At 69.5% G+C, this 20316-nt stretch carries 22 protein-coding genes; 18 read left to right on the top strand and 4 right to left on the bottom strand.

The genetic code is table 11. The features are described from left to right. Positions 1–7: 7 nt before the first annotated feature. Positions 8–679 (bottom strand): response regulator transcription factor, encoded by a 672-nt coding sequence (locus AB0C46_RS35835; RefSeq protein ID WP_020929992.1) that lies wholly within the window; start codon positions 677–679, stop codon positions 8–10. Positions 680–692: 13 nt separating this feature from the next. Further along, positions 693–1679: a RecB family exonuclease gene (locus AB0C46_RS35830; protein WP_362833148.1), complete on the bottom strand. Its 987-nt coding sequence runs from the start codon at positions 1677–1679 to the stop codon at positions 693–695. Positions 1680–1854: 175 nt separating this feature from the next. Between AB0C46_RS35830 and AB0C46_RS35825 the strand changes: the two genes are divergently transcribed. From AB0C46_RS35825 to AB0C46_RS35815, 3 genes are all read left to right on the top strand, one after another. After that, on the top strand, positions 1855–3117 hold the full coding sequence (locus tag AB0C46_RS35825; RefSeq protein WP_362833146.1) for a site-2 protease family protein: 1263 nt from the start codon (positions 1855–1857) through the stop codon (positions 3115–3117). Positions 3118–3211: 94 nt separating this feature from the next. Further along, the gene (locus AB0C46_RS35820) at positions 3212–4138 is read left to right on the top strand and encodes a tRNA (adenine-N1)-methyltransferase (RefSeq protein WP_362833145.1); all 927 of its coding nucleotides are present in this window, start codon (positions 3212–3214) and stop codon (positions 4136–4138) included. Between the two features lie 202 nt (positions 4139–4340). After that, the gene (locus tag AB0C46_RS35815) at positions 4341–4916 is read left to right on the top strand and encodes a hypothetical protein (protein ID WP_362833177.1); all 576 of its coding nucleotides are present in this window, start codon (positions 4341–4343) and stop codon (positions 4914–4916) included. A gap of 45 nt (positions 4917–4961) precedes the next feature. On the opposite strand, the gene AB0C46_RS35810 is transcribed toward AB0C46_RS35815, so the two are convergent. Then, complete coding sequence (locus AB0C46_RS35810) at positions 4962–5255, bottom strand: ferredoxin (protein WP_362833143.1); 294 nt, start codon at positions 5253–5255, stop codon at positions 4962–4964. A gap of 249 nt (positions 5256–5504) precedes the next feature. Here AB0C46_RS35810 and arc point away from each other — a divergent pair, with 249 nt between their 5' ends. From arc to prcA, 6 genes are all read left to right on the top strand, one after another. After that, on the top strand, positions 5505–7271 hold the full coding sequence (gene arc / locus AB0C46_RS35805) for a proteasome ATPase (protein ID WP_362833142.1): 1767 nt from the start codon (positions 5505–5507) through the stop codon (positions 7269–7271). Between the two features lie 276 nt (positions 7272–7547). Continuing rightward, entirely contained in the window at positions 7548–9059 is a 1512-nt protein-coding gene (gene dop, locus AB0C46_RS35800; RefSeq protein WP_362833141.1) for a depupylase/deamidase Dop, read from the top strand. A gap of 189 nt (positions 9060–9248) precedes the next feature. Then, the gene (locus tag AB0C46_RS35795; protein WP_042157149.1) at positions 9249–9467 is read left to right on the top strand and encodes a ubiquitin-like protein Pup; all 219 of its coding nucleotides are present in this window, start codon (positions 9249–9251) and stop codon (positions 9465–9467) included. A gap of 171 nt (positions 9468–9638) precedes the next feature. Continuing rightward, positions 9639–9935 (top strand): endonuclease domain-containing protein, encoded by a 297-nt coding sequence (locus tag AB0C46_RS35790; RefSeq protein ID WP_362833139.1) that lies wholly within the window; start codon positions 9639–9641, stop codon positions 9933–9935. Further along, positions 9887–10732: a proteasome subunit beta gene (gene prcB / locus AB0C46_RS35785; RefSeq protein ID WP_362833138.1), complete on the top strand. Its 846-nt coding sequence runs from the start codon at positions 9887–9889 to the stop codon at positions 10730–10732. The genes AB0C46_RS35790 and prcB overlap by 49 nt, the downstream gene beginning before the upstream one ends. Positions 10733–10823: 91 nt before the next feature. Continuing rightward, complete coding sequence (gene prcA / locus AB0C46_RS35780) at positions 10824–11657, top strand: proteasome subunit alpha (protein ID WP_362833136.1); 834 nt, start codon at positions 10824–10826, stop codon at positions 11655–11657. Positions 11658–11705: 48 nt separating this feature from the next. Here prcA and AB0C46_RS35775 read toward each other — a convergent pair whose 3' ends face one another. Beyond that, positions 11706–12827, bottom strand: a complete 1122-nt coding sequence (locus tag AB0C46_RS35775; protein WP_362833134.1) for a LacI family DNA-binding transcriptional regulator — start codon at positions 12825–12827, stop codon at positions 11706–11708. Between the two features lie 121 nt (positions 12828–12948). Here AB0C46_RS35775 and AB0C46_RS35770 point away from each other — a divergent pair, with 121 nt between their 5' ends. The 9 genes from AB0C46_RS35770 to tatA all read left to right on the top strand — a co-directional run bounded on the left by AB0C46_RS35770 (position 12949) and on the right by tatA (position 20267). Next, on the top strand, positions 12949–14208 hold the full coding sequence (locus tag AB0C46_RS35770; RefSeq protein WP_362833132.1) for an MFS transporter: 1260 nt from the start codon (positions 12949–12951) through the stop codon (positions 14206–14208). A 9-nt stretch (positions 14209–14217) separates the two neighbouring features. After that, entirely contained in the window at positions 14218–15579 is a 1362-nt protein-coding gene (pafA, locus tag AB0C46_RS35765) for a Pup--protein ligase (protein ID WP_018087769.1), read from the top strand. Positions 15580–15714: 135 nt separating this feature from the next. Further along, complete coding sequence (locus AB0C46_RS35760) at positions 15715–16701, top strand: FKBP-type peptidyl-prolyl cis-trans isomerase (RefSeq protein WP_362833130.1); 987 nt, start codon at positions 15715–15717, stop codon at positions 16699–16701. Positions 16702–16769: 68 nt separating this feature from the next. Next, positions 16770–17144, top strand: a complete 375-nt coding sequence (locus AB0C46_RS35755; RefSeq protein ID WP_018087767.1) for an FKBP-type peptidyl-prolyl cis-trans isomerase — start codon at positions 16770–16772, stop codon at positions 17142–17144. A 139-nt stretch (positions 17145–17283) separates the two neighbouring features. Further along, the gene (locus AB0C46_RS35750) at positions 17284–18252 is read left to right on the top strand and encodes a WYL domain-containing protein (protein WP_362833128.1); all 969 of its coding nucleotides are present in this window, start codon (positions 17284–17286) and stop codon (positions 18250–18252) included. Positions 18253–18268: 16 nt separating this feature from the next. Next, positions 18269–19219 (top strand): WYL domain-containing protein, encoded by a 951-nt coding sequence (locus AB0C46_RS35745; RefSeq protein WP_159747659.1) that lies wholly within the window; start codon positions 18269–18271, stop codon positions 19217–19219. Between the two features lie 55 nt (positions 19220–19274). Further along, positions 19275–19529: a hypothetical protein gene (locus AB0C46_RS35740; RefSeq protein WP_362833127.1), complete on the top strand. Its 255-nt coding sequence runs from the start codon at positions 19275–19277 to the stop codon at positions 19527–19529. 16 nt (positions 19530–19545) lie between these two features. Beyond that, the gene (locus AB0C46_RS35735; protein ID WP_362833126.1) at positions 19546–19749 is read left to right on the top strand and encodes a hypothetical protein; all 204 of its coding nucleotides are present in this window, start codon (positions 19546–19548) and stop codon (positions 19747–19749) included. Between the two features lie 218 nt (positions 19750–19967). Continuing rightward, on the top strand, positions 19968–20267 hold the full coding sequence (tatA, locus tag AB0C46_RS35730) for a Sec-independent protein translocase subunit TatA (protein ID WP_362833124.1): 300 nt from the start codon (positions 19968–19970) through the stop codon (positions 20265–20267). Positions 20268–20316 lie beyond the last annotated feature (49 nt).

Below are 20316 nucleotides of genomic sequence, written 5' to 3'. Positions count from 1 at the left end.
CCGTCGCCTACTGGGCGCCGGGGCGCACCAGCCCGCTCTCGTATGCGTATACCGCCGCCTGCACCCGGTCGCGCAGCCCCAGCTTCGTCAGCACATGGCCCACATGCGTCTTCACCGTCGTCTCGCTCACGAACAGATCCGCGGCGATCTCCGCATTCGACAACCCGCGGGCCACCAGCTTCAGCACCTCCACCTCGCGCTCGGTGAGGGTGTGCAGGGTGTCGGGCACCGGCTCCTCGCCCGACGGCAGATGCCCCGCGTACTTGTCCAGCAGCCGGCGCGTGATGCTCGGCGCGAGCATCGCCTCGCCGCCCGCCACCACCCGGATCGCCTGCACCAGCTCATTGGCCGGCGCGTCCTTGAGCAGAAAGCCGCTCGCCCCGGCCCGCAGCGCCTCGACGACATACTCGTCCAGATCGAAGGTCGTCAGGACCAGCACCTTCGCCGGGCCGTCCTTCGCCGGACCGGTGATCTGCCGGGTCGCCTCGACACCGTCCATCCGGGGCATCCGGATGTCCATCAGCACCACATCGGGCTGCAGCGCCCGCACCTGCTCCAGTGCCTGGAGACCGTCACCGGCCTCCCCGACGACCGCCAGATCCTGCTCCGCCTCCAGAATCATCCGGAATCCCGTACGCAGCAGGGGCTGGTCGTCGACCAGCAGGACGCGGATGGCCACGAGCTCTCCTTCGTTAGATGTCCCCCATTCTGCCCTGCGGCGGCACACCGCCCTCCGCCGGGCGCACCTGGAGCGGATACACCGGGGGAGTGCCGCCGAATTCCGGACAGTGCGCCTGGTGGTCGCACCAGCCGCACAGCTTCGTCGGCCGCGGCCGCCAGTCGCCGGTCGCCGTCGCCAGCTGGATCGCCTCCCACAGCGCCAGCAACTTCCGCTCCACGCCCCGCAGATCGGCCTCGCCCGGGTCGTACGTCACCACATCGCCGCTGCCCAGATAGACCAGCTGCAGCCGCCGCGGCACCACACCGCGCAGCCGCCACATCACCAGGGCGTAGAACTTCATCTGGAATAGCGCGCCCTCGGCGAACTGCGGACGCGGCGCCTTGCCGGTCTTGTAGTCGACGATCCGCACCTCGCCCGTCGGCGCCACATCCACCCGGTCGATGAACCCCCGCAGCTGCAGCCCCGAATCCAGCACCGTCTCCACATACAGCTCACGGTCCGCCGGCTCCAGACGCGTCGGATCCTCCAGCGAGAACCACCGCTCCACCAGCGCCTCGGCCTCCGCCAGCCACCCCGCCAGCCGCTCGCCCTCCGCGTCCTCCGCGAACAGCTCGGCCAGCTCCGGCCGCTTGGCGAGCAGCTTCGCCCACTCGCCCGGCACCATCGACCGCGCCCCGGCCGCCGTACGCTCCGCCGCCGGGGCGTCGAAGAGCCGCTCCAGCACCGCGTGCACGACCGTGCCACGGGTCGCCGCCGCGCTCGGCTTCTCCGGCAGCCGGTCGATCACCCGGAAGCGGTAGAGCAGCGGACACTGCATGAAATCGCTCGCCCGCGACGGCGACAGCGCCACCGGCGGCCGCGGCTGCTCCCCGCCCCGCGCCGCAGCCCCGGCCGCCGCAGCCCCGGCCGCCGCAGCCCCGGCCGCCTCCGCGCCCGGCTCGCCGCCGCTCTGCCCACTCTGTGTGCCCGCCTCGGCCTGCTCCGTGCTCCATCCCATGCCACAAAACCCTACGGCCCGCCACTGACATGCGCGGACGGGTCACCGGCGCAAGGGCCCCGCAGCGGACCGGGCCCGGCCGCTCCGCATACCATCGACGGCGGACCCCTTCGCCCTGCATGATCGAGATATCAGGCCGAGCAGGGGCGAATGCCGTATTCGATGAGGGGACGCCGTGGACGAGAGCGGGAAGTCGCAGGACCCCGAGGAGTCCGTGCGGCCCCAGCCGCCCGAGCCGCCCGAGCACAACAACTCACCCAAGGGACCCACCCCGGGCAAGAAGAAGAGCGGCGGCGGCATCCTGATGGGCCGCCCCTTCGGCGTGCCCGTCTACGTGGCGCCGAGCTGGTTCCTCGTCGCCGCCCTGATCACCTGGGTCTTCGGAGGCCAGCTGGAGCGTGTGCTGCCCGAGCTCGGCGCCGCCCGCTATCTGGTCTCGCTCTTCTTCGCCGTCGCCTTCTACGCCTCGGTGCTCGTCCACGAGCTGGCCCACACCGTCGCCGCGCTCCGCTTCAAGCTCCCCGTACGCCGCATCCAGCTGCAGTTCTTCGGCGGCGTCTCGGAGATCGAGAAGGAGAGCGAGACCCCCGGCAGGGAATTCGTCCTCGCCTTCGTCGGCCCGCTGCTCTCCCTCGTCCTCGCCGGGGTCTTCTACGGCGGTATGCAGCTGGTCGAGCCCGGCACCGTCCCCGGTGTCCTGCTCGCGGGCCTGATGATCTCCAACCTCATCGTCGCGGTCTTCAACCTGCTGCCCGGCCTCCCGCTGGACGGCGGCCGGATGCTGCGCGCCCTCGTCTGGAAGATCACCGGCAGGCCCATGAGCGGCACCATCGCCGCCGCCTGGGTCGGCCGTGCGCTCGCCGTCACCGTCCTCATCGGACTGCCGCTGCTCACCCACACCGGGGCCCTCGGCACCGCCCGCCCCGAGATCGGCGGCGCTGACTCGCTCACCGACGCGCTGCTCGCCGCGATCCTCGCCGCGATCATCTGGACCGGCGCCGGCAACAGCCTGCGCATGGCCCGGCTGCGCGAACGCCTCCCCGACCTCACCGCCCGCACCCTGACCCGGCGCGCCGTCCCCGTCGAGACCGACACCCCGCTCTCCGAGGCGCTGCGCCGCGCCAACGACGCCGGCGCCCGCGCCCTGGTCGTCGTCGACCGCCAGGGCACGCCCACCGCCCTCGTCCGGGAGGCCGCCATCGTCGGCGTCCCCGACCACCGCCGCCCCTGGGTCCCCGTGGGCACCCTCGCCCAGGACCTCAAGGACGGCATGCGGGTCTCCGCCGAACTCGCCGGCGAGGACCTCCTGGAATACCTGCGGGCCACCCCCGCCACCGAATACCTCGTCGTCGAGGAGACCGGTGAGATCTACGGCGTGCTCTCCACCGCCGACGTCGAGCGGGCCTTCGTCTCCGCCATGGCCCGTAAGGCTGCCTGACCGGGCCCGGTTCGCCTCCGGGGGCGCGCGCCCTTCGGCTCACTCGCCCGGCCCACTGGTCCGCGGCGTCCCAACGGGCCGGTAGGCTGGTCACATGTCCGAACCGACCGGTGCCGCCCGCCGTCGCGGGCCCTTCAAGGTCGGGGACCAGGTCCAGCTCACCGATCCCAAGGGACGCCACTACACCTTCACGCTCGAAGAGGGAAAAAGCTTCCACACCCACAAGGGAGCCTTCCCCCACGACGAGCTGATCGGTGCTCCCGAGGGCAGCGTTGTCCGTACCACCGGGAACGTCGCCTACCTCGCGCTGCGCCCGCTGCTCCCCGACTACGTCCTGTCCATGCCCCGCGGCGCCGCCGTGGTCTACCCCAAGGACGCGGGGCAGATCCTGGCGATGGCCGATATCTTCCCCGGCGCCCGCGTCGTCGAGGCCGGTGTGGGCTCCGGGTCGCTCAGCAGCTTCCTGCTGCGCGCCATCGGCGACGACGGCATGCTGCACTCCTACGAGCGCCGCGCCGACTTCGCCGAGATCGCCACCCAGAACGTGGAGCGCTACTTCGGCGGTCCGCACCCCGCATGGACGCTCACCGTCGGTGACCTCCAGGACAACCTCTCCGACACCGAGGTCGACCGGGTCATCCTCGACATGCTCGCCCCCTGGGAGTGCCTGGAGGCCGTCTCCAAGGCCCTGGTCCCCGGCGGCATCCTCTGCGCCTACGTCGCGACGACGACGCAGATGGCCCGCACCGTCGAGGCGATCCGTGAACACGGCACCTTCAACGAGCCGTCGGCCTGGGAAACCATGGTCCGCACCTGGCACGTCGAGGGCCTCGCCGTCCGCCCCGACCACCGGATGATCGGCCACACCGGCTTCCTGCTGACCGCCCGCCGCCTCGCCGACGGCGTCGAGCCCCCGCTGCGCCGCCGCCGCCCCGCCAAGGGCGCGTACGGCGAGGACTACACCGGCCCCGGCAAGGACCCGGCGGCGGCCTCCGGAGGCGGCTCCGCCGACCGCGGCTGACCGTCCAGAACCGGCCACCGAATCACCAGGCGCCGCCGACGAGTTCCCGTACGGGAATCCGCCGGCGGCGCCGCTGCGTTTCCGCCCTGGATCTGCACGGAAAACTCCGGCCCTGCTGGTTCCTTGGCGCCCCCTCCTGTGGAACGATGCTGGGCACTCCCACCGCTTCAGCACCTCACAGGAGTTACCCCGCGTGCAGCCCATGGCAGGCCAGGACCTCTTGCACACCCAGCCGCGCCCCATGCACTGGCTCGCCACCGCCACCGCCATCTCGGCGGTCGTCGCGGCCGCGTCCTTCGTCCAGCCCCCCGACGCCACGGCCACCACCTCCCGCGACGCCACGGCCGGCCGGCACCCCGCCGCCGCCCCCGACCCGAGCAAGGTGACCTTTCCGGTCGACTGTGGCCCCAACCGCCTCGACGTGGTGAAAAAGGCCTCCGGAGACCTGGACGGCGACGGTACGACCGAGACCGTCGCGGTGGTCCGCTGCCACACCGGGGCGGGCTCCCCGCCCAGCGGCGTCTACGTCCTTGCGCAGCCGGCCGAGCGCCGGGCCGCCCCGCGGATCGTGGCGACACTCCTCGCGCCCGCCCAGCAGCGCAGCGTCCAAACCCTCACCGTCAAGGATGGCGCGATCTCGGCGGCGGTCCTGGGCTACTCCACGCGCGATGTCCCGCGCTGCTGCCCGGACGTGCGCAAGAGCCTCAAGTGGCAATGGAAGGGCGGGAAGTTCGTCCAGAGCGAACTCCCCGCCACCATGAGCACCCGGCGCGTCTGACCGGTCACACGGTGTGCGCGCCGGGAGCGTTCCGCCTCAGCGGGGCTACTCCGCGTCCGGGCCGTAGACCTCGACGAGGTCTTGGACGCGGCGGACGTGGATGCAGTCCCCGGGGCACTCCTTCGCGGAGTCCCGCACGTCATTGAGCAGCTTCAGCGGGACGGGCGTTGTCGCGCCCTTGTCCTGGAGCAGCTCGTCGTCGCCGCTCTTCACATAAGCCAGCCCGTCGATGTCGAGCTCGAAGACCTCCGGCGCGTACTGCGCACAGATGCCGTCCCCGGTGCACAGATCCTGATCGATCCATACTTCCAGCTCTGGGGCTTCGTCCTGTGCGGTCATCTCGCCTGCCGTTCCTGCGTACGTGAAGCGTTTTTGTCTAAGTGGCGCCAGCCCTGACGGGTGTTGACCAAGTCGACGATACAACCGCTCGCTTTCCGATGTTGTTGGGTGGGTATTCCCTTGGCGTGAGGACGTGCGCAAGGGTGAAGATCGGACACGCCCCGACAGTCTTTTCGATCTAGGGGTTTCAACCTGCACCGGCCCAGGTAGGGTCAGGAAGCGTCCAGCTCCTTGGAGGAGGTGAGGACCGTGGCAGCCCACGACGACGACATCAACCGCGGCATCCGGCCGGGGCGAGGGTCTGAAGATCCCGCCGGTCAGGTTGCCTATCTCGAGCAGGAGATCGCCGTCCTGCGACGCAAGCTCGCCGACTCTCCGCGTCACACGAGGATTCTCGAAGAGCGGATCGTCGAGCTGCAGACCAACCTGGCCGGCGTCTCGGCGCAGAACGAGCGTCTCGCCAATACTCTCCGCGAGGCCCGCGACCAGATCGTTGCCCTGAAGGAGGAAGTCGACCGGCTCGCGCAGCCGCCGGCCGGCTTCGGAGTCTTCCTGCAGGCGAACGATGACGGCACGGTCGACATTTTCACCGGAGGCAGAAAGCTCCGGGTGAATGTCAGCCCCAGCGTGGAGACCGAGGACCTCAGGCGCGGCCAAGAGGTCATGCTCAATGAAGCGCTCAACGTGGTCGAGGCCATGGAGTACGAGAGCGCCGGCGACATCGTCACCCTCAAGGAGATCCTTGAGGACGGCGAGCGCGCCCTGGTGATCGGGCACACCGACGAGGAACGGGTGGTGAGGCTCGCCGAGCCGCTGCTGGACATCACCATCCGCCCCGGCGACGCCCTGCTCCTCGAGCCCCGCTCCGGCTACGTCTACGAAGTCATCCCGAAGAGCGAGGTCGAGGAACTCGTCCTCGAAGAGGTCCCGGACATCGACTACACCAAGATCGGCGGTCTGGGCGGCCAGATCGAACTGATCCGGGATGCGGTCGAGCTTCCGTACCTCTACCCCGACCTCTTCAAGGAGCACGAACTCCGCCCGCCCAAGGGCGTCTTGCTCTACGGCCCACCCGGCTGCGGCAAGACGCTCATCGCCAAGGCGGTCGCCAACTCCCTTGCCAAGAAGGTCGCCGAGGTGACCGGGCAGCCCGCGGGGAAGAGCTTCTTCCTCAACATCAAGGGCCCCGAGCTGCTCAACAAGTACGTCGGCGAGACGGAGCGGCACATCCGGCTGGTCTTCCAGCGCGCCAGGGAAAAGGCGAGCGAGGGCACCCCCGTCATCGTCTTCTTCGACGAGATGGACTCCCTCTTCCGCACCCGGGGATCCGGCGTCAGCTCGGACGTGGAGAACACCATCGTTCCGCAGCTGCTCTCCGAGATCGACGGTGTCGAGGGCCTGGAGAATGTGATCGTGATCGGCGCCTCGAACCGCGAGGACATGATCGACCCGGCGATCCTGCGACCCGGCCGTCTCGACGTGAAGATCAAGATCGAGCGTCCGGACGCGGAGGCCGCCAAGGACATCTTCTCGAAGTACCTCACCGAGCGTCTGCCGCTGCACACGGACGATCTCTCCGAGCACGGCGACTCGCGGAAGGCCGCGGTCAGCGGGATGATCCAGTCGGTCGTCGAGCAGATGTACGCGGAATCCGAGGAGAATCGCTTCCTGGAGGTCACCTACGCCAATGGTGACAAGGAAGTCCTTTATTTCAAGGACTTCAATTCCGGTGCGATGATCGAAAACATCGTAGGACGCGCAAAGAAGATGGCCATCAAGGCCTTCCTCGAACACAATCAGAAGGGGCTTCGGGTTTCCCACCTCCTCCAGGCATGCGTGGATGAGTTCAAGGAGAACGAGGACCTGCCCAACACCACCAACCCGGACGACTGGGCCCGGATCTCCGGAAAGAAGGGCGAGCGGATCGTATACATCCGTACGCTGGTCACCGGAAAGCAGGGCGCAGACACCGGTCGCTCCATCGATACGGTGGCGAATACCGGCCAATACCTGTAACACCGCTCTCCGGCTGCGGATGTCCTGCACGGGGCGTCCGCAGCCGGACGCTTTTCCGGGGGCGCCAGAACCGCTCCTCTTAAGGGCGCGGTGAACCAGGGAAAACCGGACTGGAGCAATGACTGTAATGATCTCCCCAGCGCCGCAAAGGCGTTCTAGGCTCATCGGTACCGCTGCGTCACGCTGTGCGGGCGTGGGGCACGCACACGGACCGGAAGCACAGCGGTACTTGAGCGCCGACCCCATCCGGGGGCGCCGCCGGGCTAGGAGGGCCGCATGACCGTACGGCGAGTAATGGGAATCGAGACGGAGTACGGGATCTCCGTCCCCGGCCACCCGAACGCCAATGCCATGCTCACCTCGTCCCAGGTCGTCAACGCCTACGCGGCCGCGATGCACCGGGCACGCCGTGCCCGCTGGGACTTCGAGGAGGAGAACCCGCTGCGGGATGCCCGCGGCTTCGACCTCGCACGGGAAAACGCCGACGCCAGCCAGCTCACGGACGAGGACATCGGCCTGGCCAATGTGATCCTCACCAACGGGGCCAGGCTCTACGTGGACCACGCACACCCCGAATACAGCGCCCCCGAGGTCACCAATCCGCGCGACGCCGTCCTGTGGGACAAGGCCGGCGAGCGGATCATGGCCGAGGCCGCCGAGCGGGCCGCCCAGGTCCCCGGCGCCCAGCCCATCCACCTCTACAAGAACAACACCGACAACAAGGGCGCCTCCTACGGCACGCACGAGAACTACCTGATGAAGCGGGAGACCCCCTTCTCGGACATCGTGCGGCACCTGACGCCGTTCTTCGTCTCCCGCCAGGTGGTCACCGGCGCCGGCCGGGTCGGTATCGGCCAGGACGGCCACGAGCACGGCTTCCAGCTCAGCCAGCGCGCCGACTACTTCGAGGTGGAGGTCGGCCTGGAGACGACGCTCAAGCGGCCGATCATCAATACCCGCGACGAACCGCACGCGGACGCGGAGAAGTACCGCCGGCTCCACGTGATCATCGGGGACGCCAATCTCTCCGAGATCTCGACGTATCTGAAGCTGGGCACCACCGCTCTGGTGCTCTCCATGATCGAGGACGGCTTCATCGCCGTCGATCTGGCCGTCGACCAGCCCGTCCGCACCCTCCACCAGGTGTCCCACGACCCCACTCTGCAACACCTGATCACGCTCCGCAGCGGGCGCACGCTCACCGCGGTACAGCTCCAGATGGAGTACTTCGAGCTGGCCCGTAAATACGTCGAGGACCGTTACGGAGCGGATGCGGACGACCAGACCAAGGACGTACTGACCAGGTGGGAGGACGTGCTCGGCCGGCTGGAGAACGATCCGATGAGCCTGTCCGGCGAGCTGGACTGGGTCGCCAAGCGTGAGCTCATGGAGGGCTACCGGCGCCGTGACGGCCTGGACTGGGACGCGGCGCGGCTGCACCTCATCGACCTGCAGTACGCCGACGTGCGCCCCGAGAAGGGCCTGTACAACCGTCTGGCGGCCCGCGGCAAGATGAAGCGGCTCCTGGACGAGCCGGACGTCACACGGGCCGAGCAGAAGCCTCCGGAGGACACCAGGGCGTACTTCCGCGGTCGCTGCCTGGAGCAGTATGCGGACGATGTTGCGGCGGCCTCATGGGATTCGGTCATTTTCGACCTGCCCGGCCGTGACTCCCTGCAACGGGTTCCCACACTGGAGCCGCTGCGCGGGACCCGTAAGCACGTCAAGGAGCTCCTTGACCGCTGCCGTACCGCAGAGGAGCTGGTCAGGACGCTCTCCGGCCGCTGATCCGCGGCAGGTGCACGACAAAATTCGTGGCGATCCGTGGCCGATGCACGGCTGAAATCGCCGCGGGGCGGGAATCATCGAGGTGACTCCCGGGCGTTGCAGCAAGTGCAGGGCCGATGTCGGACCCTGCTTGTAGGGTCGGATCTTGAAGGTCACATCGAGCGGGGCGAACCGAGCGGGGTGAGGGACATGGCGACCAAGGACAGCGGCGGCGGACAGGCCAAGGCCACGCGTTCCACCGAAGAGGTCGAGGAGCAGACGCAGGACGCGGAGGCTTCGGAAGACCTCAAGGAACGCCAGGAAAAGTTGTCGGACGACGTGGATTCCGTCCTGGACGAAATCGATGATGTGCTCGAAGAGAACGCCGAGGACTTCGTTCGGAGCTTCGTGCAAAAGGGCGGAGAGTAGAGCAGACCGGACAGGTTCGATTCAGGGGGCCGAAGCGTTGCGCGCGGTGCGGAAAGGAACGGCCGCGCGCAGCCTTCGGGCAGCGTCCGGGGAGATCCAGGGAGCGTCCGGGCCCCAGCGGGTCGTACGTCCTGGAATGCGCCACGGACGGAGTCGTCGCAGCGGCGAGCAATGCCGTGCACTGACAGCCGGCCCGCCGGTCCCGGTGGGCGCGGGCACCGCCGGGCGGGGCGCGATGATCAAGAAGCGGCCGGTATCCGCCAGATCCGTCTCGAGCAGGGCCCCGAACATGTGGATCACGCCCCCGATACGGGTAAGGTCCGAGGCGTACGGTGCATCAACTGCAACTCGGCACTCGGCAAGTTGAGGGATGACCCCGACGCCATGCGCAGGGCCATCGCATATCCGGAAGGAAACGTGTGGAAGCCAATACTCGAAGCACCGGGCGTCTACCAGCTGCCTTCCTGACGCCTGGATCCTCGTCGTTCATGGATTTCCTCGGCGAGCACTCGCCCGATCTGCTGCCGGGCAATCGCCCGCTGCCGCCGGTGCAGGGTGCCATCGAGGCGCCGCACGGCACGACGATCGTTGCCGCGGCGTTCCCCGGGGGCGTGGTGCTCGCCGGTGACCGGCGGGCGACAATGGGCAATGTCATTGCGCAGCGTGACATCGAGAAGGTTTTCCCGGCCGACGAGTATTCGGCGGTCGGCATCGCGGGCACGGCAGGCCTCGCGGTGGAGATGGTCAAGCTCTTCCAGCTGGAGCTGGAGCACTTCGAGAAGGTCGAGGGTGCCCAACTCTCCTTGGAGGGCAAGGCGAATCGTCTGTCGACGATGATTCGCAGCAATCTCGGGATGGCCATGCAGGGCCTGGCCGTGGTGCCGTTGTTCGCCGGCTATGACCTGGACCGCGAGAAGGGCCGTATCTTCTCGTACGACGTGACCGGCGGACGCTCGGAAGAGCAGGGCTTCGCGGCGACGGGTTCCGGTTCGGTCTTCGCGCGCAGCTCGCTGAAGAAGCTCTTCCAGGAGGACTTCACGGAGAGCCAGGCCGCCATGGCCGTCGTCCAGGCGCTCTATGACGCCGCGGACGACGATTCGGCGACCGGCGGACCCGACATGGCACGGCGGATCTACCCCATCGTCACGGTGATCACCGAGGACGGCTTCAGGAAGCTGACCGAGGCAGAGGTCTCGGAGATCGCCCGTGCCATTCATGAGCGCCGCCTGGAGCAGCCCGACGGTCCGCGCGCCGCGCTGCTCTGACGGGACGGATGTTCCGCAATGCTCCCCCAGCTACCGCTGGGTGTGCCCCCAGCCACTGAGAGAGCTCTTGACAGGAAGGGACGGATAGCCGGTGTCGACGCCGTTCTATGTCTCACCCCAGCAGGCCATGGCCGATCGCGCCGAATACGCCCGCAAGGGCATCGCGCGCGGCCGCAGTGTCGTGGTGCTGCAATACACCGACGGCGTGGTCTTCGTCGCCGAGAATCCCTCCCGCGCCCTGCACAAGGTCAGCGAGATCTATGACCGGATCGCCTTCGCGGCCGTCGGCAAATACAACGAGTTCGAGAATCTGCGGATCGGCGGTGTGCGCTATGCGGATCTGCGGGGCTACACCTACGACCGCGAGGATGTGACCGCCCGCGGCCTGGCGAATGTCTACGCCCAGACGCTCGGCACGATCTTCTCCAGCGCCGCCGAGAAGCCGTACGAGGTCGAGCTGATCGTGGCCGAGGTCGGCAGTGCGCCCGAGGACGACCAGATCTACCGGCTGCCGCACGACGGCTCGATCGTGGACGAGCACGGCTCGGTGGCCGTCGGTGGCAACGCCGACCAGATCAGCAGCTATCTCGACCAGCGGCACCGCGACGGAATGACGCTGGCCGAGGCGCTGAAGCTGGCGGTGGAATCGCTGTCGCGGGACACCAACGGCGGTGAGCGCACGCTGACCGCCGAGCAGCTCGAGGTCGCCACCCTCGACCGCACGCGACCGCAGCAGCGCAAGTTCAAGCGGATCCTGGGGCGGCAGCTGTCGCTTCTCCTGGACGAGCATGCCACTGCGGACGCCGAGGAGCCGGCGGCGGACGCGGCTGCGGACGCCGATGCCGGGGCGTCCGACGAGGGCGGCAAGGGCAAGGGGAGCAAGGGGAAGGACGACTCCGAGGGGGAGTCCGGCCCCAAGCTCTGACGAGGTACCGCTCACGGGCCCGAGGCCCGGTTCACGCGCCCCGGTGGGTCACTTCCCGCCGGGGCGCGCGGCATTGCCGGGGGCGTCCACGGGCGGGGCGGTGGAGCCGCGGGTGACCAGTTCCACGGGCAGGGTGGGGGCGTCCGCCGGGCGGCCGTCGAGCACCGCCATCAGGGCCCGCATCCCGGCCTCGCCGAACTCCTCGGCGGGCAGCCGTACGGTCGTCAGCTCCGGTTCGACGGCGACGGCCAGGGCCAGGTCGTCGAAGCCGGTGACGGAGACGTCCTCGGGGACGCGCAGGCCCAGGCGGCGGACGGCCTTGCAGGCGCCCGCGGCGATGATGTCGTCGTCGCAGAGCAGCGCCGTGGGGCGGGGGCCGGGCCCGGTGAGGGCGGCGTGTGCGGCGTGCAGCCCGGCGTCGACGCGGAGGGCGGCCGGCTGACGGCGCAGCAGCGTGCCGGGGACACCGCGGAGGCTGTCGGCGACGGCGCGGGCGCGCAGCTCGAAGGTCCAGGACGGGACATCCGCCGCGAGGTGGGTGATACGACGGTGGCCCAGGGCGCTCAGATGGCCGGTCAACTGCCGTACGCCGTCGGCGATATCGAGGTTGACGGTGGCGCCGGCCCGGTCGTCGTCGGGGTCGCTGTCCAGCATGACCAGGGGCAGATCCGCGTCCCGGAGCGCGGTGAGCGCCTCGGCGGCCATGGACGAGGCGATCACGCCGTCCAGGGTGGCCGCGGCGGAGTCGAACGGGTTGCGGGCGGGGCCGATGCCTTCGGGGGAGGGGTAGAGGACGACGCCGAAGCCGTGGTCGGCCGCGACCCGGGCCGCGCCGGTATAGACGCGGGCGAAGAATTCGCTGGTCAGGGCGGGGACGACCAGCAGCACCGTGCGGGTGCGGCCCATCCGCAGGCTGCGGGCGGCGAGGTTGGGCCGGTAGCCCAGCTCGCGGGCGGCGGCGCGGACGGCTTCCGCCTTGCCGGGGGAGACCCGGCCGCGCCATTTGCCGCCCAGGACGAGCGAGACGGCGGCCTGGGAGACCCCGGCGGCGCGGGCCACGTCCCGGCTGGTGACGCGGGCGGCGGCCGGCCTGCCGGGGTGTGCGGCGCCGGCCGCTCCGGTGGAGCCGGTGCCGGCGCCGGGGGGTGTGGTGGCCTCGTTACTCGTCACCGGGTGTCTTGCTCCTCATGTTCGGCCGCCGCGGGTGGACCGCGGGGTGGGGTCATGGTACTTATAGCGACGGAAGTTATACGTAACACGTCCGGCCCGGCCGGACCGGAAAGGGGCGCGGATGGCCGCGGGATACGCGGAGCTGCTCAGGACCCGGCATGCAGCCCGGCTCCTGGCGGGGACGCTGGTCGGAAGACTGCCGAATGCCACCGCGCCGCTGGCCGTGGTCCTCTTCGTACGTGCCGACGGCGGCAGCTACGCCCTGGCGGGTGCGCTCTCCGCGGTCTACGGCGTCTGCAACGCCATCGGCCAGCCGCTGCTCGGCCGGGCCGTGGACCTCTACGGACAGCCGCGGGTGATGTTGCCCGCCTCGGTGCTCTCCGCGCTCGGCATGGCGCTGCTGGCGGCCGTCGGCCTGGATGTGCTGTGGCTCGCCTGCGCCGCCATGGTGATCGCCGGTTTCTTCACCCCGCCCCTGGAGGGCGGTCTGCGGGCACTGTGGCCCGGGGTCCTCAAGCGCGCGGACCGGGTGCACGCCGCCTATGCGCTGGACGCGGTGGCGCAGGAAGTCATGTTCGCGGTGGGGCCGTTGCTGGTGACGCTGTGCGTGGCGGCCTGGTCCGAGGGGGCGGCGCTGCTGGTGATCAACCTGATCGGGGTGCTCGGCGCGCTCTCCGTCGTCGTCTCCGGGCCGTCCCGGCAGTGGCGCAGCGGGCCCCGGGAGGCGCACTGGCTGGGTGCGTTGCGCTCGGCCGGGCTGTTGGTGCTCATCGGGGCGTTCTTCTTCGTGGGACTGGCGATGGGGTCGATCGCGGTCGCGGCGGTGGCGTACGCCGATGAGCACGGCGGGGGGATGGTCTCCAGCGCGCTGCTGTCCGCGCTCGGTGTCGGCGCGCTGGCCGGCGGACTCGTCTACGGAACCCGGGAGTGGCCGGGACGGCCGGAGAGCCGGCTGCGGCTGCTGACCGGCCTGCTGGCACTGGGCTATCTGCCACTGGTGCTGGTGCCGGGCGTCGTCGGGATGACGGCGCTGACCGGTGTCGCCGGTGTGTTCCTGGCGCCGGCGCTGGCCTGTGCGTTCGTGGTGGTGGACCGGCATGCGCCCAAGGGCACGGTGACGGAGGCGTTTTCCTGGCTGGTGACGACGTTCGGCGTCGGATCGGCGGTGGGCAATTCGGTGGTGGGCCCCTCGGTCGAGAGTGGCGGCGCGGTCGCGGGCTTCGCGGTGGCGGGAGCCGGTGGGGTCGCCGCGCTGCTCGTCCTTTTGTCGACGAAGCGATTCCTTGGGGATCCCGTGCGGCGTACGCCCAGTGGGGCCTCGGCGGAAAATGATCGAAACGGGGCCGCCGAACCCGGTTTCAGAGCAGGGCATCAGGCGTAATGTTCAGTCATGGACCGCCGCATTTTCGGGCTGGAGAACGAGTACGGCGTCACGTGCACGTTCAGGGGACAGCGCCGACTGTCGCCTGACGAAGTGGCGCGGTACCTCTTCCGCCGTGTCGTGTCATGGGGCCGCAGCAGCAATGTCTTCCTGCGGAACGGCGCCCGCCTGTACTTGGACGTGGGTTCGCACCCGGAATACGCAACTCCCGAGTGCGACAACGTGACCGAGCTGGTCACTCACGACAAGGCCGGCGAGCGCATTCTCGAAGGCCTGCTCGTCGACGCCGAGCGCCGCCTGCATGAGGAGGGAATCGCGGGCGACGTCTATCTCTTCAAGAACAACACCGATTCGGCGGGAAACTCCTACGGCTGCCACGAGAATTATCTCGTCGCCCGCCACGGTGAGTTCTCCCGGCTCGCGGACATCCTCATTCCGTTCCTTGTCACCCGTCAGCTGCTGTGCGGCGCGGGCAAGGTGCTGCAGACTCCGCGTGGCGCCGTCTACTGCGTCAGCCAGCGCGCGGAGCACATCTGGGAGGGCGTTTCCTCGGCGACGACCCGCTCCCGGCCCATCATCAATACCCGCGATGAACCGCATGCGGACGCCGAGCGCTATCGCCGGCTCCATGTCATCGTCGGCGACTCCAATATGTCCGAGACGACCATGATGCTGAAGGTCGGCGCCACCGATCTCGTGCTGCGCATGATCGAGGCGGGCACGGTCATGCGCGATCTGACGCTGGAGAACCCGATCCGGGCCATCCGCGAGGTCAGCCATGACATCACCGGCCAGCGCAAGGTGCGGCTGGCCAGCGGGCGCGAGGCGTCGGCGCTCGAGGTCCAGCAGGAGTACTACGAAAAGGCCGTGGATTTCTGCGACCGCCGCGGAATCCGTACGGGTACCGTCGAGCGGGTCCTGGAACTGTGGGGCCGTACGCTCGAAGCGATCCGGGACGAGGAGCTCGACCGTATCTCCACCGAGATCGACTGGGTGATGAAACATCAGCTCATCGAGCGGTATCGCACAAAGAACAACATCACCATGTCCCACCCACGAGTGGCGCAGATAGACCTCGCGTATCACGACATCCACCGTCGCCGGGGGCTTTATTACCTCCTGGAGCGGAAGGGCCAAGCGGCGCGGATCTGCAATGACTTGAAGATCTTCGAGGGTAAATCGGTGCCGCCGCAGACCACCCGGGCCAGGCTGCGCGGCGACTTCATTCGCCGCGCGCAGGAGCAGCGCCGCGATTTCACGGTCGACTGGGTGCATCTCAAGCTCAATGACCAGGCGCAGCGCACGGTGCTCTGCAAGGACCCGTTCCGTTCCGTGGACGACCGGGTGGAGAAGCTGATCGCAGGTATGTGACCCGCGGGGAATGCGGTGGTGTGCCGGGAGCGGGAGCTCCCGGCACATTGCCGTGTTGTGCCGGGAAACGTCCGGCGGCACAGGTCGTAGAGTGGCGGGCATTGCCCACCCACCCCACGAGCCCGAGTTGGACGAATGAACCTCACGAAGAACACCCGTCGCGCCGCCGTCGCGCTGACCGTGCCCATCCTGCTGTTCACCGCCGCCTGCGGGTCCGACGACGGCAAGGGCGCGTCGGGCGGAGCTGTCGTCAAGGTCGAGGGCAAGGCAGGGGAGAAGCCCAAGATCACGGTGCCGAAGGGTGCCAAGCCGTCCGACAAGGCCGTCACCAAGACCCTCGCCGAGGGCAAGGGCGCCACGGTCAAGAAGGGCGATCTGGTCCGGCTGGATTTCTCGGCGCAGTCGATGAAGGGCCAGAACCTCGGCAGCAGCTGGACGCCGCAGCCCGGTAGCAAGCCGGGCGGGCCGCGTACCCAGGTCGTCACCGAGGTCACCGACCAGATGACGCAGCAGATGCTGCCGCCGAAGGTGCTGTCCGCGGCCGCCGGGCAGAAGGTCGGCAGCCGCTTCGAGGTCGAGGGCACCGCCAAGGCGCTGATCGGCGCGGGCCTGAACCCGCAGGCCGGGATCAAGCCGGAGGACGGCCTGGTGTGGGTCGTCGACGTCGTCGGGGCGAAGAAGGTCGACAAGAAGGCGAAGGCCGAGGGCGAGCAGGCGGAGCCGGAGGACGGACTGCCCAAGGTGACGGCGCCGGACGGGAAGGCCGCGAAGATCGAGGTTCCCAAGGGCGAGAAGGCGCCCAAGGGCCTCAAGGAGCAGGTGCTGATCGAGGGCAAGGGCCCCGAGGTGAAGGCCGGTGACGGGCTGATCGCGCAGTACACCGGGGTGAAGTGGGAGGACGGCAAGAAGTTCGACTCGTCCTGGGACCACGGTGGCGCGACCGCGTTCCAGATCGGCACCGGGCAGGTCGTCCAGGGCTGGGACAAGGCGCTGGTGGGCAAGCACGTCGGTGACCGGGTGGAGATCGTGATCCCGCCGAAGCTGGGCTACGGCGCGAGCCCGCAGCACGAGCTGGCGAAGAACACCCTGGTCTTCTCGGTCGACATCGTCGGCACGGTCTGACGGCGGCCCCCGCAAGATCTGCAAGACTGGCCCGGTAATCGTAAAGATTCGTAAGTAGGAGCACATCCGTGAGCATCGACAAGCCCGAGATCGACTTTCCTGAGGGCCCGGCTCCCACCGAGCTCGAGATCGTGGACCTGACGGAGGGCGACGGGCCGGTCGCCAAGGCCGGGGACACCGTCTCCGTCCACTACGTCGGCGTGTCGTTCAGCACCGGCGAGGAGTTCGACGCCAGCTGGAACCGCGGCAAGCCGCTGCAGTTCCAGCTGGGCGCCGGCCAGGTCATCGCCGGCTGGGACCAGGGCGTGCAGGGCATGAAGGTCGGCGGCCGCCGCCGGCTGACCATCCCCGCGCACCTCGCGTACGGCGACCGTGGCGCCGGCGGCGGCCGGATCGCCCCGGGCGAGACGCTGATCTTCGTCTGCGACCTGGTCTCCGTCTGAGACCACAGCCGGTCGCCGTGCGCGACCGCTGCTGACCCGACCGAGGGCCCGTGCCGCGATGGCACGGGCCCTCGGCTTTTGCCCTGACCACCCCGAGCGGTACGGTCAACGATCGGGAGTTCAACGAGAAAGGGCGTCGATGGCCATTGCCAAGGCCGAGCGGCTGATGAATCTGGCGCTGTGCCTGCTGGGGACGCGACGCCCGCTGACCAAACGTGAACTGCGGTCGTCCATCGAGGCCTATATCGAGGCGAGCAGCGACGACTCGTTCAACCGCATGTTCGAGCGGGACAAGGACGATCTGCGCGAGCTGGGCCTCGTCATCGAGACCGTCGAGGGCATCGAGGGCGACATCGGCTACCTCGCCCGCCGCGACAGCAACCGCCTGCCCCCGATCACGCTGGACGCCGAGGAGGCCGCCGCCCTCGGGCTCGCCGCCAAGATCTGGCAGCAGGCCCGGCTGGCCGGCGCCGCCAGTGGTGCGCTCCAGAAGCTGCGCGCGGCCGGTATGCCGCTGGCCGCGGACGGTGCCGACTACGACGCCGGACAGCCGCACAGCGCGCTGGAACCCCGTATCCCCGCCCATGAGGCCGCCTTCGAGCCGCTGATGCTGGCCTGCCGCGACCGCCGCCCGGTCGTCTTCGACTACCGCAAGTCAACTGCCGCCCACCCCGAGCAGCGGCAGGTCGAACCCTGGATCCTCGAATGCTGGCGGGGCCATTGGTACGTCGCCGGCTGGGACCGCGAGCGCAAGGCCGAGCGGGTCTTCCGGCTCTCCCGGATCACCGGCAAGGTCCGTTCCCGGCAAGGGGCGTTCACCGCGCCGGTGCCCGATCACGTCACCGTCCGCGAGACCGTCGAGAGCTGGGCCGGCGAGACCGCCACCGGCACCGCCAGGATCAAGCTGCGGGCCGAGCACGGGTATCCGCTGCGCGCCCGTGCGCTCACCGTCCGCGAGCTCGGCGACGGCTGGGACGAGCTGGAGATCCCCAACGGGCACGGACTCGACGCCTGGCTCGTGGAGTTCGGCCCCGACGTGGTCGTACTGGAACCCGCGGAACTGCGCGCCGATGTCATCGACCGGCTGCGTGCCGTGGCCAAGGGCTGAGAGGGATACGAGACCCATGGCGACGAACGCGATCGACCAGACCCGCCGGATGCTGTCCCTGGTGACCTACCTGCGTGAGCGCCCCGGCGCCCGCGTCGGGGACGTCGCCCGCGCCTTCGGTATCACCGAGGACGAGCTGATCGCCGACCTCGATGTCCTGCCGATGTGCGGAACGAGCTTCCGCGGCGGCGACCTCCTGGACATCGACACCGACGGCGACCGTATCTGGTGGCACAACCCCGACGATGTCGCCGAGCCGCTGCGGCTGGCCGCCGACGAGGCGACCGCCCTGCTGGTCGCCGCCCGTGCGGTGGCCACCCTGCCCGGACTGCGCGAGGGCGACCGGCAGGCGCTGCTGCGGGCCACCGCCAAGCTGGAGGCGGCGGCCGGCGAGGCGGCCGGTGCCAGCTCCCGGCTCTCGGTGACCTTCGAATCCGAGGGCGGGGTGTTCGCCGACGTGGACCGCGCCATCGCCGAGCGGCGCCGGCTGTGGCTGCGCTACTACTCACCGGCCCGCGACGAGCTGACCGAGCGCGAGGTGGACCCGATCCGGCTGTTCGCCGTCGGCCACACCTACATGGAGGCGTGGTGCCGCCTCTCGGAGGCCCGGCGTACCTTCCGGCTCGACCGGGTCGCCGAGATCAAGCTGCTGGACGCGCCCGCCGATCCGCCCCCGGTCGAGCTGCGCGATCTGTCCGAGGGCCTGGTGCAGCCCGCGGCCGAGGACCCCGAGGTCTCCATCGAGGTCGGGCCCGGCGGCCGCTGGGTCGCCGAGTACTACCCGCACGACAGCGCCGAGGAGCTGCCCGACGGCGGGCTGCGCATCACCCTGCGCACCCCCGACCCGGCCTCGCTGCGGCGGCTGGCCCTGCGGCTGGGCCGGGACGGCCGGATCGTGGCGCCGCAGGCGCTCGCGGACAGCGCGCGGCAGGCCGCCGAGCTGGCCCTCGCGGCGTACGGCGAGTGAGCGCGGCGTGCCGGGCGCGCCGTCCGGCGTAGGGCGAAGGACGAGGCAGCGAAGGATGACGATGGTGACCACCACCTTGGCGGGCATGACCGCTCCGGTGCTCTTCAAGGCGGCCTGCCCGGACTGCCGGGGCCGCTTCGAACTGGCCTCGGACGCCTTCCGGCTGGCGATCGGCGCCAGCAGCCGCACCACCTTCTACTCCTTCACCTGCCCCGACTGCCGTCGCGCGGTGCGCAAACCGGCCGGCGAGCGGATCATCGAGCTGCTCACCGGCGGCGGGGTCCGCACCCTGCGGCTGCACACGGGCTGACCGATAGGCTCGTCGCATGCTCTGGCCCATGATCGCAATTGCCCTCGGCTTCGTCGGGATCGCCGTGCTCGGCGTCCTCGCCGTCCGTGTCTTCGTCGAAGTGCGGCGGCTGGGCCGGCAGGTCGGGGCGACCTCGGAGCGGATCCAGCGGGCCAGCGAGGACCTGGAGCGGGCGGCGCTGCCGCTCGCCTCCCGAGCGCACGAGGCCGGCCGGGACTGATGGTGCCGCCCGGCTACGCGCTCTGCTCCGCCGGAGGGCAGAAGGGTAGGCTTCCTCTGCGGTTCATACAGCGCGGCGGTCGAGGCAATTCGGAAGATGCACGGGCATTGCCCGGCGTTCACCACCGAACGTTACGATCGATCGAGCACCAGGACGCCAGTCCGACCCCATCGGCAGGCACCACAGCAGACGCCGCCCCGGCGAGAAGGTAGTCGCACATGTTCAGCAACTTGAGGGCCCCCGAGATTATTCTGATCCTCGTCGTCATTGTGCTGCTGTTCGGCGCGAAGAAGCTTCCGGACATGGCGCGTTCGCTCGGGAAGTCCGCTCGCATCCTCAAGAGCGAGGCCAAGGCGATGAAGAAGGAAGGCGACGCGGAGGGCGGCGCCTCGACGGCCACCTCCTCCGAGGCTCCCGCTGACGCTGCTCAGCAGGCCCCTCGTACGATTCAGGCGGCTCCCGGTGATGTGAGCAGCTCGCGCCCCGTGGCCGAGCCGAACCGCACCAACCAGAGCTGACCGAACCGATCCAGTCGCACCGGCTGCCCGGTCGGCAGCGGCTGATGTA

The sequence above is a fragment of the Streptomyces sp. NPDC048637 genome (genome assembly GCF_040650675.1).
Lineage (GTDB): Bacteria > Actinomycetota > Actinomycetes > Streptomycetales > Streptomycetaceae > Streptomyces.
The sequence above is the reverse complement of the archived record's forward strand: the minus strand, read 5'-3'. Positions and strand labels throughout refer to the sequence as shown.

What these genes read in the sequence shown, in the direction of transcription:
- AB0C46_RS35740 (WP_362833127.1), top strand. Translation starts at nt 19,275, where the DNA reads ATGACGATGGTGACCACCACCTTGGCGGGCATGACCGCTCCGGTGCTC.
- AB0C46_RS35750 (WP_362833128.1), top strand. Translation starts at nt 17,284, where the DNA reads ATGGCCATTGCCAAGGCCGAGCGGCTGATGAATCTGGCGCTGTGCCTG.
- AB0C46_RS35790 (WP_362833139.1), top strand. Translation starts at nt 9,639, where the DNA reads ATGCCGTGCACTGACAGCCGGCCCGCCGGTCCCGGTGGGCGCGGGCAC.
- AB0C46_RS35815 (WP_362833177.1), top strand. Translation starts at nt 4,341, where the DNA reads ATGGCAGGCCAGGACCTCTTGCACACCCAGCCGCGCCCCATGCACTGG.
- AB0C46_RS35820 (WP_362833145.1), top strand. Translation starts at nt 3,212, where the DNA reads ATGTCCGAACCGACCGGTGCCGCCCGCCGTCGCGGGCCCTTCAAGGTC.
- AB0C46_RS35830 (WP_362833148.1), bottom strand. Translation starts at nt 1,679, where the DNA reads ATGGGATGGAGCACGGAGCAGGCCGAGGCGGGCACACAGAGTGGGCAG.
- AB0C46_RS35745 (WP_159747659.1), top strand. Translation starts at nt 18,269, where the DNA reads ATGGCGACGAACGCGATCGACCAGACCCGCCGGATGCTGTCCCTGGTG.
- dop (WP_362833141.1), top strand. Translation starts at nt 7,548, where the DNA reads ATGACCGTACGGCGAGTAATGGGAATCGAGACGGAGTACGGGATCTCC.
- AB0C46_RS35770 (WP_362833132.1), top strand. Translation starts at nt 12,949, where the DNA reads ATGGCCGCGGGATACGCGGAGCTGCTCAGGACCCGGCATGCAGCCCGG.
- AB0C46_RS35760 (WP_362833130.1), top strand. Translation starts at nt 15,715, where the DNA reads ATGAACCTCACGAAGAACACCCGTCGCGCCGCCGTCGCGCTGACCGTG.
- pafA (WP_018087769.1), top strand. Translation starts at nt 14,218, where the DNA reads ATGGACCGCCGCATTTTCGGGCTGGAGAACGAGTACGGCGTCACGTGC.
- AB0C46_RS35735 (WP_362833126.1), top strand. Translation starts at nt 19,546, where the DNA reads ATGCTCTGGCCCATGATCGCAATTGCCCTCGGCTTCGTCGGGATCGCC.
- AB0C46_RS35810 (WP_362833143.1), bottom strand. Translation starts at nt 5,255, where the DNA reads ATGACCGCACAGGACGAAGCCCCAGAGCTGGAAGTATGGATCGATCAG.
- tatA (WP_362833124.1), top strand. Translation starts at nt 19,968, where the DNA reads ATGTTCAGCAACTTGAGGGCCCCCGAGATTATTCTGATCCTCGTCGTC.
- AB0C46_RS35795 (WP_042157149.1), top strand. Translation starts at nt 9,249, where the DNA reads ATGGCGACCAAGGACAGCGGCGGCGGACAGGCCAAGGCCACGCGTTCC.